At 39.7% G+C, this 14,719-nt stretch carries 10 protein-coding genes and 3 pseudogenes; 4 read left to right on the top strand and 9 right to left on the bottom strand.

The window, feature by feature from the left end:
- Nucleotides 1-517: 517 nt before the first annotated feature.
- From BN67_RS07890 to groES, 4 genes and pseudogenes are all read right to left on the bottom strand, one after another.
- Nucleotides 518-884 (bottom strand): annotated as a pseudogene (locus tag BN67_RS07890) (TCP-1/cpn60 chaperonin family protein); the annotation flags it as partial.
- Nucleotides 857-1,046 (bottom strand): annotated as a pseudogene (locus tag BN67_RS15420) (hypothetical protein); the annotation flags it as partial. The pseudogenes BN67_RS07890 and BN67_RS15420, both read right to left, overlap by 28 nt.
- A 124-nt stretch (nt 1,047-1,170) precedes the next feature.
- Nucleotides 1,171-2,814, bottom strand: a complete 1,644-nt coding sequence (groL, locus tag BN67_RS07885; RefSeq protein ID WP_019223584.1) for a chaperonin GroEL — start codon at nt 2,812-2,814, stop codon at nt 1,171-1,173.
- Nucleotides 2,815-2,871: 57 nt separating this feature from the next.
- Complete coding sequence (gene groES, locus BN67_RS07880; protein WP_019223583.1) at nt 2,872-3,168, bottom strand: co-chaperone GroES; 297 nt, start codon at nt 3,166-3,168, stop codon at nt 2,872-2,874.
- Nucleotides 3,169-3,393: 225 nt separating this feature from the next.
- Here groES and fumC point away from each other — a divergent pair, with 225 nt between their 5' ends.
- Nucleotides 3,394-4,782 (top strand): class II fumarate hydratase, encoded by a 1,389-nt coding sequence (fumC, locus tag BN67_RS07875; protein ID WP_019223582.1) that lies wholly within the window; start codon nt 3,394-3,396, stop codon nt 4,780-4,782.
- 717 nt (nt 4,783-5,499) lie between these two features.
- Here fumC and BN67_RS07865 read toward each other — a convergent pair.
- Nucleotides 5,500-7,125 carry an alpha-D-glucose phosphate-specific phosphoglucomutase gene (locus BN67_RS07865; RefSeq protein ID WP_019223580.1) on the bottom strand — a complete coding sequence of 542 codons (1,626 nt, stop codon included), beginning with the start codon at nt 7,123-7,125 and terminating at the stop codon, nt 5,500-5,502.
- Between the two features lie 216 nt (nt 7,126-7,341).
- On the opposite strand from BN67_RS07865, the gene BN67_RS07860 reads away from it, so the two are divergent.
- Nucleotides 7,342-7,866 carry a peroxiredoxin gene (locus tag BN67_RS07860; RefSeq protein WP_019223579.1) on the top strand — a complete coding sequence of 175 codons (525 nt, stop codon included), beginning with the start codon at nt 7,342-7,344 and terminating at the stop codon, nt 7,864-7,866.
- Between the two features lie 1,228 nt (nt 7,867-9,094).
- On the opposite strand, the gene BN67_RS07855 is transcribed toward BN67_RS07860, so the two are convergent.
- From BN67_RS07855 to BN67_RS13690, 3 genes are all read right to left on the bottom strand, one after another.
- A complete protein-coding gene (locus tag BN67_RS07855; RefSeq protein WP_019223578.1) occupies nt 9,095-9,871 on the bottom strand; it encodes a hypothetical protein in 777 nt (258 codons plus the stop codon).
- 87 nt (nt 9,872-9,958) lie between these two features.
- Complete coding sequence (locus tag BN67_RS07850) at nt 9,959-10,249, bottom strand: hypothetical protein (RefSeq protein ID WP_019223577.1); 291 nt, start codon at nt 10,247-10,249, stop codon at nt 9,959-9,961.
- Nucleotides 10,250-10,387: 138 nt separating this feature from the next.
- Entirely contained in the window at nt 10,388-10,528 is a 141-nt protein-coding gene (locus tag BN67_RS13690; protein WP_244427043.1) for a hypothetical protein, read from the bottom strand.
- Between the two features lie 157 nt (nt 10,529-10,685).
- On the opposite strand from BN67_RS13690, the pseudogene BN67_RS11905 reads away from it, so the two are divergent.
- A pseudogene (locus BN67_RS11905) lies at nt 10,686-11,103 on the top strand (Arm DNA-binding domain-containing protein); the annotation flags it as partial.
- Between the two features lie 282 nt (nt 11,104-11,385).
- Here the strand turns inward: BN67_RS11905 and hisS are convergent.
- The gene (gene hisS / locus BN67_RS07840; protein WP_019223576.1) at nt 11,386-12,873 is read right to left on the bottom strand and encodes a histidine--tRNA ligase; all 1,488 of its coding nucleotides are present in this window, start codon (nt 12,871-12,873) and stop codon (nt 11,386-11,388) included.
- A 787-nt stretch (nt 12,874-13,660) separates the two neighbouring features.
- Between hisS and BN67_RS07830 the strand changes: the two genes are divergently transcribed.
- The gene (locus BN67_RS07830; RefSeq protein ID WP_019223573.1) at nt 13,661-14,104 is read left to right on the top strand and encodes a hypothetical protein; all 444 of its coding nucleotides are present in this window, start codon (nt 13,661-13,663) and stop codon (nt 14,102-14,104) included.
- Nucleotides 14,105-14,719 lie beyond the last annotated feature (615 nt).

The following is a 14,719-nucleotide window of genomic DNA, read 5'->3' as shown; positions in this document are numbered from 1 at the left end:
GAGAGGAATTTTTCCTTCTTTCTTCTCTCATTTCACCCCTATAGCAATCCCCGCTTATGGTGTAAACATGAACAAAACTGATTCAACATCAAAGAGGTTTGAGATGAGAAGATTTTACGGATATCTGGGATGATGATTTAAGATGCATAACAACAAATTATTTTTATAAGTCAACATGTTGTCCAAATACAGAGGATTTTTTCATTTTTCCAAGAAGTCAATCAAAACCATTCCTTTGGCTATGACAAATGAGAGCAGAAATTGGATAAAAACTGCCTAAGACAAGAATGAGAAGAACTGTCGCAATCACAAGAATGACCAGAAAACATTGGGATTTTGCATATAATTTGCATATAATTTGCATATAATATGAGAGCGCCAAGCTTTAAAAACAAGAGTGGTATTTTACAGATATCAACACCAAAATACTCTCAAAGAAACGCCCAAAATACTTATTCGGTAAAAGAATAAAAATAGATCCAATTGGTCCGTTTCCTTTCACCCGTTATGACAGGACTTAGAAATCCATAGCACCACTAGGCATTGGCGCATCTTTCTTTGGAACTTCTGCAACCATCGCTTCTGTTGTGATCAGAAGGCTTGCAATAAGAGCAGCATTCTGAAGAGCAGAACGCTGTGGCCTTCACAGGGTCAACAAGACCCAAAACAATCAAATTACCAAATTCGCCCGTTGCAGTGTTGTAACCAAAAGTATCTGCATTATTTTCCAACACCTTGCCAACAATCATCACGGTTTCTTCACCAGCATTCGTTGCAATTTGACGCGCAGGCGCTTGTAATGCACGACGAACGATAGGCAATACCAGCTTCCTAGTCAGGATTGCTTCCTTAACAGTCAAAGCACTTGCCGCACGCAACAATGCAACTCACCAGACATTGAAAGTGCTGGCGCCTCTTTCTTTAGAATTTCTGCAACCATCACTTCTGTTGTGATCAAAAGGCTTGCAATAAGAGCAGCATTATGAAAAGCAGAACGCTGTGGCCTTCACAGGGGCAACAATGCCCAAAGCAATCAAATCACCAAAAACAGACCACCTTTATGATGAACCGAGAAAAAGTGATACTCTATACAAATTGATAGAAGAACAGAAAAACACATAAAAAAAACGGACCATATTGGCCCGTTTCCTTTTATCTTTATAAAAGGGCTTAGAAATCCATTCCGCCCATTCCACCCATTCCACCACCAGGCATTGGAGGCATTGGCGCCTCTTTCTTTGGAACTTCTGCAACCATCGCTTCTGTTGTGATCAGAAGGCTTGCAATAGAAGCAGCATTCTGAAGAGCAGAACGCACAACTTTCACAGGGTCAACAATTCCTAAAGCAATCAAATCACCAAATTCGCCCGTTGCAGTGTTGTAACCAAAAGTATCTGCATTATTTTCCAACACCTTGCCAACAATAATCGCGGCTTCTTCACCAGCATTCGTTGCAATTTGACGCGCAGGCGCTTGTAATGCACGACGAACGATAGCAATACCAGCTTCCTGGTCAGGATTGCTTCCTTTAACAGTCAAAGCACTTGCTGCACGCAACAATGCAGTTCCACCACCAGCAACAATACCTTCTTCTACAGCGGCACGCGTTGCATTCAAGGCATCATCAACACGGTCTTTCTTCTCTTTCACTTCGACTTCTGTTGCACCACCAACACGGATAACAGCAACACCACCAGCAAGTTTAGCAAGTCTTTCTTGTAATTTTTCCCGATCATAATCAGAAGTGGTTTCTTCAATCTGTGCTTTAATCTGGCTTACGCGTGCAATAATTTGAGCCTTTTGTCCAGCACCATCAACAATCGTTGTATTTTCTTTAGAAATATTGACTTTCTTTGCACGCCCCAACATATCCAAAGTGACATTTTCAAGTTTAATGCCAACATCTTCAGAAATAACCTGACCGGATGTCAAGATGGCAATATCTTCAAGCATTGCTTTACGACGATCACCAAATCCTGGCGCTTTCACAGCAGCAATTTTCAAACCACCGCGCAACTTATTGACAACGAGCGTTGCCAAAGCTTCACCTTCCACATCTTCAGCGATAATAAGAAGCGGTTTGCCAGACTGAACAACAGCTTCAAGCACTGGGAGAAGAGATTGCAAATTAGACAATTTCTTTTCATGAATGAGAATGTAAGGATCATCGAGATCAGCGATCATTTTCTCAGTATTTGTAACAAAGTAAGGAGAAAGATATCCGCGATCGAACTGCATTCCTTCCACAACTTCGAGTTCCGTTTCAGCAGTTTTTGCTTCTTCCACGGTAATCACACCTTCACTGCCGACTTTTTCCATAGCATCAGCAATCATTTTACCGACTTCTTCAGCACCATTAGCGGAAATGGTTCCTACTTGTGCAATTTCTGCTGAAGTTTGGATTTTTTTTGCTTTTTTGAAGAGATTTGCCACCACTTCATCAACAGCGGAATCAATCCCACGTTTAAGATCCATTGGGTTCATGCCCGCAGCAACGGCTTTTACACCTTCTTGTACGATAGCCTGTCCCAAAACAGTTGCAGTTGTTGTTCCATCACCAGCGATATCATTGGTTTTAGAAGCAACTTCGCGCAACATTTGTGCACCCATATTTTCAAACTTATCTTCGAGTTCGATTTCCTTTGCAACGGATACACCATCTTTTGTGATGCGAGGCGCACCAAATGATTTATCGATCACCACATTACGACCTTTAGGGCCCAAAGTTACCTTAACAGCATTAGCAAGGATATCGACACCGCGCAACAAACGCTCACGCGCTTCACGGCCAAACTTGACTTCTTTAGCAGCCATTTAATTTCTCCTTGGAGTTATCTCAAAAAATACAAAATGAAGAACTGAAAGGCTCAATTAGCCCAAGATTCCCATAATGTCGGATTCTTTCATGATTAAGAGGTCTTCCCCATTAATCTTGACTTCGGTTCCAGACCATTTCCCAAACAAGATACGGTCCCCTGTTTTAACTTCTAAAGGCACGCGCTTTCCATTATCATCAAGCGCGCCGTTGCCAACAGCAACAACTTCACCTTCTTGAGGTTTTTCTTTTGCTGTATCAGGGATAATAATCCCACCAGCAGTCTTACTTTCAGATTCAACCCGACGAACGACAACACGATCGTGAAGTGGGCGGAATTGTATATTAGCCATGTTTAAATCCTTAAAACTTAATATAACTGAATTAATCTTAAGTTCTTGCTAGCACTCTTTAACTGTGAGTGCTAAAACCACTTAAGATATAAAATCCTCACTTCTCAATGTCAAGGATTGCACTAAAATAATTTATCTCTTGAGACCGCAAAGTCTTGCCTCTTTTTTCTATTTCGCGTTATCTAGCTTTTTATTAACCGGTGAACATAAACAAGGATCTTAATTATGGTTGAAACACGACAGGAAACGGATAGCTTTGGAACAATTTCGGTACGTCAAGACCGTTATTGGGGGGCACAAACCGAACGTTCTCTGCATAATTTTAATATTGGCAGTGAAAAACAACCTCTTACCATTATTTATGCCTTAAGCCTTATTAAAAAAGCTGCAGCGGTTGTCAATATGGAAAAGGGAAAGCTTCCGCAAGATATCGGAAAAGCGATTATTACGGCAGCGGACGAAGTGCTTTCAGGTGCATTTGATACACATTTCCCCCTTTCTGTTTGGCAAACGGGTTCTGGCACACAAAGCAATATGAATGTCAATGAAGTGATCGCCAACCATGCCTGCATGCTTTTAGGTGGGAAACTCGGCAGTAAAACACCTGTTCATCCCAATGATCACGTCAACATGAGCCAATCATCGAATGATTCTTTTCCCACAGCGCTTCATATTGCTACCACACTCCAAACACGCCAACATTTATTTCCTATTCTTGAAGCCTTGATTAGCACTTTAAGAAAAAAAGAAGAAGAATTTGCTGATATTATTAAAATTGGACGAACCCATACGCAAGATGCAACGCCTTTAACTCTCGCACAAGAATTTTCAGGCTATCGCGCGGCATTAGAAGCCAATCTCGAACGCATTGAAGATGCTCTTGTTGATGTCCAAACTCTTGCCCAAGGAGGCACAGCAGTGGGGACAGGTCTTAACGCACCGCAAGGTTTTGATGTTTCTTTTGCGCAAACGGTCAGCGACTTCACAGGAATAGCCTTTAAGACAGCCAGCAATAAATTTGAAGCACTTGCCCATCATGGCGCCCTTGCGCATTTCCATGGAAGTCTCAATGCATTAGCCACTGATTTGTTTAAAATTGCTAATGACATTCGGTTTTTAGGGTCAGGTCCACGTTCAGGACTAGGGGAACTAAGCTTACCCGAAAACGAACCAGGATCTTCTATCATGCCAGGCAAGGTCAACCCCACACAATGTGAAGCAATGACAATGGTTGCCTGCCAAGTCTTTGGAAACCATACCAGTGTAACATTTGCAGCAAGCCAAGGGCATTTTGAGCTCAATGTTTATAAACCGGTTATTGGCTATAATGTTTTGCAATCCATCACACTTCTTGGTGATTGCATGCGTTCTTTCGATCTCCACTGCATTCAAGGATTAAGTGCCAATCGCGTCCATATTCACTCTCTCATGGAGCGCTCTTTAATGCTCGTGACAGCACTTGCACCAGAAATCGGCTATGAAAAAGCGGCCGAAATTGCCAAAGCAGCACATAAAAATGACACAACTTTGCGCGTTGAAGCACTCAAAGCAGGCGTTTCTGCCGAGGATTATGACCGGCTGGTTGATCCCAAAAAGATGATCCACCCACAATAAACATATAAACACACACTGCAATTTTTTTGAAAACAAAAGCAAAAATATCGGACCGTTCACGGTCCGATTACCGTTGTGCATTAAACACGTTGAACAATTTGTGTAACCATTTTTCCTGTTACCGCTAAAAGATTTCATCCAAACAACACCGCCCATAAACCGCCCTTTTCGTGGGTATGCGGTGAGAACCTGTTCTAAACTTATCCCTACCACAAAAGATTTTGCTTCCAAAGCGCTCCCCAAATTTTCACTCCGTTGATGTTTCAAAACAATCCTCCCCTTTTTTCGGCAATCCAATCCGCAACGCGTGCTATGGGTATTAAGCCTCCCAGACCTTGGCGCTCATCATCTTATCAGATGAGCAGTTTCAATCATCATCACCAACACTTAAAACGCCCCCAAAACGTTCATCCCGTTGGCGTTTCAAAACAATCCTCCCCTTTTTTCGGCAATCAAATCCGCAACGCGTGCTATGGGTATTAAGCCTCCCAGACCTTAGCGCTCATCATCTTATCAGATGAGCAGTTTCAACCATCATCACCAACACTTAAAACGCCCCCAAAACATTCATCCCGTTGGCGTTTCAAAACAATCCTCCCCCTTTTTCGGCAATCCAATCCACAACGCGTGCTATAGGCATTAAGCCCTCCAAACCTTGGCGCTCATCTCTTCTCAGATGAACAGTCTCAATCATCATCACCAACGCTTAAAAATGCTTTATGTAATGATATCGGGATGTTTACGACCTAATTTTTGTTCTATGTTCAACAATTTCAGTACCGCCTGTTGTAAAGGTTTGAGAACATCTTGCGGCGCCTGATTGTATTTGCGTGGATCATCTTCATACTGCTCAAAATAAAGCCGTAAAGTTGCGCCCACCGTTCCTGTTCCAGATAAACGCACCACGAGCCGTGCACCATTTTCAAAAAAAACAGTTATCCCTTGTTTTGTGCTCACACTCTGATCAACAGGATCGCAATAGATGAAATCATCTGCTTTTTCGACTCGAAATCCTGCAATTTGCGTTCCCACCTTGGGTAAATGCGCACGCAACTGCTCAATGAACGCATAAGCTTTCGCTGCCTCCACTTTCTCATAATCATAACGTAACGTATAAAAACGCCCATATGTACGCCAATGTTCTTGCACAATTTGTCTAACAGTTTTTCCTGTGAGCGCTAAAAGATTTAGCCAAAACAACACAGCCCATAAACCATCCTTTTCGCGGATATGATGAGAGCCCGTTCCAAAACTCTCTTCACCACAAAAGGTGACTTTTCCAGCATCCAAAAGCGACCCAAAAAACTTCCACCCTGTTGGCGTTTCAAAACAATTCAACCCTTTTTTTTCAGCGACCAAATCCACAGCGCGTGCTGTCGGCAGTGAGCGTGCAACCCCCACAATACCTTGGCGATACCCTTTTATCAGATGTGCATGTTCAACCAGTATAGCCAAAGAATCAGAAGGCGTGATAAATTGCCCACGACCAATAATGAGATTACGATCGCCATCGCCATCAGACGCCGCTCCAAGATCAGGCCCTTGAGCTGACATTAAAAAATTATAAAGCTCCTTAGCATAAACCAAATTAGGATCCGGATGCCCTCCTCCAAAATTGGGTAAGGGCGTGCCATTGACCACTGTTCCTTGAGAAAATCCTAAACATTTTTCAAAAATTTCATGGGCATAAGGACCGGTAACCGCATGCAATGCATCAAACCGTAAAGTCAACCCTTTTGCAACAGCACCCGCAATGCAATCAAAATCAAAAATCTCCTGCATTAAAGCAACATAATCTGTAACGGGATCAATGACATCAACCCGCATAGTTCCCATAAAGAATGTTCCTTCTTTCTCTAAATCAAAATCTGGAGATTCAAAAATTTTATAAAAAGAAAGAGATTTCGAGGTTGTAAAAAGTGCTTCACACAAGGAATCAGGTGCAGGCCCACCGTTGGAAATATTGTATTTGATACCACAATCACCATTTGGCCCACCAGAATTGTGACTTGCTGAAAGAATAAGTCCACCATGGGCATGGTATTTGCGAATAAGATGTGAGACAGCCGGTGTAGAAAGAATACCCCTTCTGCCTACTTTGACATGGGCAACCCCATGAGCCGCAGCCATTTTCAACACAATCTGCAAAAGAGTGTGGTTAAAATAGCGTCCATCCCCCCCAAGAATCAGCAATTTTCCTTCAAGAGGTCCAATATTCTGAAAAAGAGACTGTATAAAATTTTCAACATAATGCGGCTGTTGAAAAACCGAGACTTTTTTGCGCAAACCAGACGTTCCCGGTTTTTGATCCTCAAAAGCCGTGGTTAAAATTGTCTTTATCATCGTAAAAATGCCTTTATAGTATAGAATCTCACTTTAAGGTGAATATCCGTTAAAGTCGACCATTAATTCTACTTGACGCGACAATGAAATACTTGCACACTTAAACGAGAAAAAGAGAGGGTTTATTCCTTCTTCAATGTGCTTTTAAATACGAAGACTTTTTGAAAACACAATTTTATAAATAAAAGTTTTATAAATAAAAACAGGAGCATAACTATGATGAGAAAAACAGTCCCCAACACGACTTTCCATACACGTGTCCGTGATGAATCAGTTGGAGGAGATAATCCTTATCGGTGGCAAGAAGTGAACAGCGATACATACTTTAAAGGAAAGCGGGTTATTCTTTTTTCTCTTCCTGGAGCGTTTACCCCAACTTGCTCAACCTTTCAGCTCCCTGATTTTGAAAAGCTCTATGATGAGTTTAAAAAACTTGGGATTGATGAAATTTACTGCCTTTCCGTCAATGATGCTTTTGTGATGAATGCTTGGGGAAAAGCACAAGGTGTTAAAAATGTGAAATTAATTCCTGATGGCTCCGGTGAGTTTACCCGCAAAATGGGCATGCTTGTTGCTAAGGATAATCTTGGTTTTGGGATGCGCTCGTGGCGGTATGCTGCCGTTATTAGCGATGGTGTGATTGAGCAATGGTTTGAAGAAAAAGGCTATTGTGACAACTGCACAACAGACCCTTATGAAGTTTCCTCACCTCAAAATGTTCTAAAAGCTCTGCAAGGTTAATTCTAAGCCGCATTTGCGTGATTAACACATTTTATGGCAGTCATTTCTTCACAAAAAAGGATTGCTGCCATTTTTATTTTGCACTCGGTGCGGTGCGGGGAAGGATATTGTCATAAAAAAACACAATAAAGTCAATATGTTGCATGCAATTATTTTATATGAATCCACTTAAGAATCCACACTTTTGTATATGATTCAATTGACCCTTTTTTATCAACAATTGCCATGTATGAACAAAGCATGAAAAGCAAATCATGACACAAATCTTATAACGCATATGAACATTCAAAAGCAGTAATCATTCATAACAATTCAATAATACGTTCTTAATTATAAAATCGATAATTACTATTAGACGCAATTGTTTGAATTATCCAATCAACATAATTGCATGTGTTTAAATCACATCTTAACAATTGAATTGCTTATGGCAATAAAATTTCTAAAAGAGGATTGAATGTTTGAAATTGTTTATAACGTTAAAAATTGTTAGCTCTAAAAAACAACACCTCCAAAATTGGAGCGATTAATTTTGCTAGCTAAAATAGAAACGACTTTTGATAGATATCCTCAAAATTGGGATTATCTACTTTAGAAATGTAATTTTCAAGTATCTCTTATATCACGCATAAGTGCAATTAACATCACTCACTTCAAATTTGAGAGCGTTAAATTCTCAAACATTCTCTTGATATCATGACTAGGCATAGTTGAAATAAGCCGTTGTTTATTGTCTTATGAGAGATTGGTTTCAAAACCAACGCTTAAAGCATAAAATCAAAAGAGCGGGTTTGTTACTAATTACACTTAATCAACGCATTTACTTTTGATTGGATTGAGAGAGACCTTACAAAACGTTTTGATTTATGAATAGGTTTCAATTTTGGAATGGGAGTGATTTCAATTGACGCTTTCAAATATGAGAGCGTTATCAGAATAGGTTTTATCGTAAACGCTGTATTCACAGTTTCTCTCTTCATATCAAATATAACAAGAATGCTTTCCTATTTAACATTTATGCTTTTTTGGATAACGTTTCATAATGACAATAAAGAGCTTGCAATATGATACGTTTTGTATATATATATTCATGACTCCATTGTGGATGATTTAATTTTAATCATTAGAATCGTTATTTGAAAGCCGCGTCATATCATGGCACGGCTTTCTTTTTTGAATGTTCTCTTGTTAAGGCGTTTAAAGAATAAAAGGCATCCCCCATGCCTCGTTATTTATTGTTTTTAATATCAACAATTTTACGACCTTTATAAACCTCCTGATGATTTTTAATAGAGCTTATTTTGCTTTTTTTATCGAGAATGGCAGTGCCATAGACTTTACCCCAAACCTTAATCTTGTGGGAAATTTTCGCTCTATCATAAACAGAACCATAAATTTCAGCAGTGCCACTCACTCGAGCATGCCCATAGACCTCACCATAAATTTTCGCACGCTTAAAAACCATGGCATGCCCATAAACTTTCCCATAGTTACAAATATATGCAAAACCTGAAACCTGCACATCACCATAAATCCTTGCATAACTACAAACCCAAGCGTTATAAAAAACGTGAGCATTGTCATAAACATGGGATTCAACATCAATATGTATATTGCCATAGACTTGGGCATTGTTATAAACATACCCCATGACATAAGCATTGTCATAAACCCGTGCATTGTCATAAATTTTTGCGAATTGAGAAATTAACACCTTGCCATAAACAAAAGCATTGCCATAGACTTGCCCGCGCACGTGCGCATTATTGCGTACCCTTGCATTTTCAAAAACCCTTGCATGGCTATAAGCACAGGCATCATCATAAAGCCAGCAATTGCCTTCGTGAGAGAGATTGCTTTCCTTTTCAACAAAGCCCCCTAGATCACCAGCCTTGACATCACCAAAGTCTCTTAAGGCTTGAATACGATAAAGGGTTGTAACATGTTGAGTGATTTTATTTTTAATTTGTTTGATTTCATTCGTGCGTATGTATTTTTTAAACATAATAAGTCCCTTCACAATTAATGTGTTTAAAAATTTGTTTGAGAGAGAGCGCCCCACCGTGCCCGCGGTCATTATTCCCAAGTTATGTTATGACCATGCCGTATCATAAAGAAGTTCTAGATCACCAGAAAACCATGCCGTTCCAAAAATGAGAGCATCACCACAAACCTTGGCATCTTGATAAACACATGCCTTATCACCAACCCATGCATTTCCCTCATGAGAGAGATTTTCTTCCTTTTGAATAAAGCCTCCTAGGTCGCCAGCCTTGACATTATAAAAGTCCCTTAAAGCTTTAATGCGGTGTAAAGTCACACGGTTAACAACTTTAGTTTCATCAGTGAGTTCATATTTTTTAAACATAACTGTGTTGTTCATGAGAAACCCCATTCTATCATTCGTTAGATTATCAGTTGAAAATGAGGGTAAAGGCGCCCCCGCCGCGCCGTTGTGTTATTTACGCTGCTTTATTTTCAATAATCTTTACAACGTTATCGCCTTCATAAACCTCACAATTTATGGAAATCGAGCATAAACGACTATGTCTTTTATCTTCGCATTCCCATAGACATTCCCTCTAATCACGATATAACCAGAAACCTTGGCATTGCCATAAACCAAGCCATAAACATCCGTATGGACAACATATTGATTCATAAGTATTTTTATCGTTTCTCACCTTGAATCATACCCCCGAATATTGTAAGATTCTCTCATCTCAAATCACTTCATATTGAATCAATTTTATTCACTTAGCTTTATGCCATAAGCGGGGTTGGCAGATGGGTAAAAATTATAGAGGAAAAGAGGAAAAATGCCTCTTATGAATCGTCTTAAGTGCCAAGGGCTGTCGCAACATTGGGTGCTGGTAAAGTGAATGATGGTGCCGGCTTGTACCTTCATAAGCTTAAAGATGGAGGTGCTCAATGGACTTATCGTTATACAATTCATGGGCGCCGTCGTGAAATGGGCTTAGGAGCCTTGAGAGATGTTTCTTTAAAACAAGCCCGTGAACATGCAACGCAGTGGCGTTCTGTTTTACGTGAAGGGCGTGCCCCCATTAAAGAACGTGAGAAACAAAAACGTGAAACAATGCGTAATCTTCATTCTCTCAAAGATATTGCTTTAGAGACTTTTGAAAGCCGTAAAGCTGAATTAAAGAACGATGATAAGTTTGGGATTGGTTTTCACCTTTACAATGTTGTGTATCCCCCAAATTAGTCTGTATTCCCAATCCATGCAGCCTCAAAGGAGAATTTCAAGACAAAGACAAATAACCCCCGCCTCAAAACAGCTCCCCGTATCACGCTCCAATACACAAACGATCTATGGAGCATTTTAATTGCAATATCTAATAACCTCTACCTCTCAATAAGATAAGGTTCCTGCGGTTAGACGGAAAGCCAACGTACACCTTTACACTTATACTATAACTTTACACTGGCATTTATGTCTGTTTTCTTGTCTTGAAATCATGACTTCCAAGAATCTAAGATTTTAAATCATGAAAGCTTTTATGCCTTTTGCGCCGCCAAAATATCTTGTACTGCTTGAACCAGTAGCTCTTCATCAACCGTTATCTGCGCTGGACAACTTTCACGCCATGTCTGATTATCCTTAATTTCATGAGACAAGCGCGCCCCTTCAATCAAATCTTTGACCTGCACTTTTCCCTCTTGGCGTTCTTGTGAGCCTTGGATCACCACACAAGGTGCCCGACGCCGATCTGCATATTTCATCTGCGCTTTCATCCCAGCTGCGCCCAAATAAAGTTCAGCACGAATGCCGGCATGGCGCAACTGCATGACCATTTTTTGCGTGCGTGCAACAATTTCCGGCTCTTTATCCATCATCAACACCACAACCGGTCCAGTATTGTTTTTCACAGGCAATTTCCCAAGATTGTGCAAAGCAGCAATCAAGCGTGAGAGACCAATGGAAAAACCTGTTGCTGGAATGTTTTCACCACGAAAGCGTGCAACCAAGCCATCATAGCGCCCTCCCCCACCAACAGACCCAAAGACAACTTTTTGTCCATCATCATTCAAAACATCAAAAAGCAAGGTGGCCTCAAAAACCGGTCCTGTATAATAGTCCAACCCCCGTACCACAGAAGGATCAATTTTAATGCGATTTTGATAACCACTTGCCGCAAAAATTTCCTGCATTTCCTCAAGTTCACGAAGACCTTCTAGCCCTTGAGCATAATGACCAACAACTTCTCTCAAAACCCCAAGGGTTTCCTCTGCCGTTTCAGCCTCAACGGCCAGAAAAGCAAGAATACTCTCGATCTCTTTATCCCGAAGCTCTGCCCCTTTTGTAAAATCCCCACTTTCATCCAAACGCCCCTTACCCAAAAGCAAACGCACCCCCTCAAGACCAAATTTATCCAATTTATCAATTGCTCTTAAAACAGTTAAACGCCTTTCAGCCTGTGCATTTCCCCCCAAACCAATCAGCTCTAAAACACTTTCCAGAATTTTGCGGTTATTCAGACGAATGGCATAATCATTTTGCGCAATGCCTAATTTTTCCAAACTATCGACTGCCATCATGCAAATTTCAGCATCTGCCGCAACGGTTGGTGTTCCCATAATATCCGCATCAAATTGCATAAATTGCCGAAACCGCCCTGGTCCTGGTTTTTCATTGCGAAAAACAAAACCAAGACGATAGCTTCGATAAGGTTTTGGCAAAGTTTCAAAATTTTCTGCAAAATAACGCGCAAGAGGTGCAGTAAGATCATAACGCAAAGACATCCATTGCTCATCATCATCTTGTAATGAGAAAACCCCTGCATTGGGGCGGTCCGTATCCGGCAAAAACTTACCCAACACATCCGTATATTCAAAAATCGGTGTTTCCAACGCTTCAAAACCATACAGTTCATAAACTTCACGAATCTGAGCAATCATGGTTTCAGCAGCATATAATTGTGCACCTGTGCGATCAACAAAACCACGAGGCAAACGCGCTTTAGTTTTTTCTTGTTTTGATGACATGTTCTTCTCTCGCAACAATCTGTATTCTTTGTATTCACGGATTATCTGTGTCTTATCTTATAGAGCCAAACGCTGCAATCACTTTATCACCCTCCACCATCGCACAACATGTACGCGTGTGCTTTATACATGTATGCGCTTGCTTTCACAAAACGGATGTCCCTTAAAATACTCCACTCTTTAAGAATACCTACTTTAAAGAATCTGCACTCTCATATCAAAAGGAAAACTCACCTCCCACGTCAATGCCAGCCTCATTCCTTTTCCTTTGTCAATTTTTTTCATTGGTTGATAAAAAATGCCGCACTCCCTTCATTCACTTTGCTCACTCCCTCCTTAACCACGCTCATATAATAAAAAAGGAGCTACTAAACAAAATGACCAACAATATGATTTTCATTAAAGAAGCCAAGAAAGACTCTTTCCAATAAGGAAATATTTGCAAATTCCATGACATGGTTACATCCCAAAACACTCCCCCCATTCCTCATAATCTTAGAAAAAATGTCTCTCTTCAGAAATAAAATTTTCATAAACGGAAACCAAACAAACGTGCCATAAGAAAATTATCTCAATACTCATCTTCTGTTTTCAGTGTAACCAATCCCTTTCCACTACATGCCCCTTCATTGCTGTAAGTTGGTAAGGATATTTATTTAGAAATAAAGATTATTGAATAAACAAGAAGATAAAAATAAAGAAAGCCTCTTAAAAAAACACAAAACAAATAACACATGAAGAAATAAAATCTATTATGTAATAATCAGTAAAGATACACACAAAAACCATGTCTCATAAATTATTACAAATATTTTCTAATCGTAGTATAAATTCTTATCATAGAACAAAGTGGCTATTATCACCCTCGAAAAATCCACCCAAGAAAAAAATTTCCTCTGGAATCATTGAACTGCTCTCTAAAATATTGCCAAGCCATTATAATACTAATAGTTTTTGCAAAATATATCTCCCACTCGCAGATTATCTTAAGTTTCCAATTGATGAACAGAGTACAACAAAGGAAATTGTTGAAAACTGGTTACATGCAATTAATGTGACACATGATAAACCGCTTGAGATTCTTGGTCAGATACTTAAAGAGTTTATGAGTAAAGAATATTATATCAAAGACGACAATGATTCCGAAGCACAGCAAAACGCTGAACAGCTACAAAGAGATAGAAAACAAATTTTAAAAGCTTTAATGAAAAGCGGGTTGAAGTATAATTGAGCAGGATACATCATCGAGAATGACTTTTCCCCTACAAAAACATTAAAAGAACACGTTGCACAGCATAAGCTCTCCGCAGTAAACATAGAAATCGATAGAGCATCGCAACAAGTAAAAAAAGATCCAATATCTGCGCTGCTCGCTGGAGCAAATGTATTAGAAACATCCTGCAAAGTATATCTTGACCATCATAAGATACCATATACAGAAAAAAGTGACACACTCTCCGATTTACGAGCAAAAGTCGTGACACATATGAAGACTCAGCAACAAGAAACTAAATATTGCATAAAAAACTAATAAAGTCAATAGATTGAGTGCAATTATTTTATATGAATCCCCTTTAGAATCCACACTTTTATATGTGATTCGATTGACCATTTTTTATATAAGATTGCCATGTATAAATAAAGTATGAAAAGCAAATCATGACACAAATCTTATAACGCATGTGAGCATTCAAAAGCAGTAATCGTTCATAAGAAGTCATAATATGTTTTGATCATAAAATCGATAGTTACTATTACGCAATCGTTTGAATTATCCAATCAACATAATTTCTGTGTTTAAATCACATTTTAACGATTGAATTGTTTATAACGTTAAAAATTGTTA

The sequence above is a fragment of the Bartonella rattaustraliani AUST/NH4 genome (genome assembly GCF_000312565.1).
In the GTDB taxonomy this organism is placed as follows: domain Bacteria; phylum Pseudomonadota; class Alphaproteobacteria; order Rhizobiales; family Rhizobiaceae; genus Bartonella; species Bartonella rattaustraliani.
This window is presented reverse-complemented; position numbering and strand designations above follow the sequence as displayed.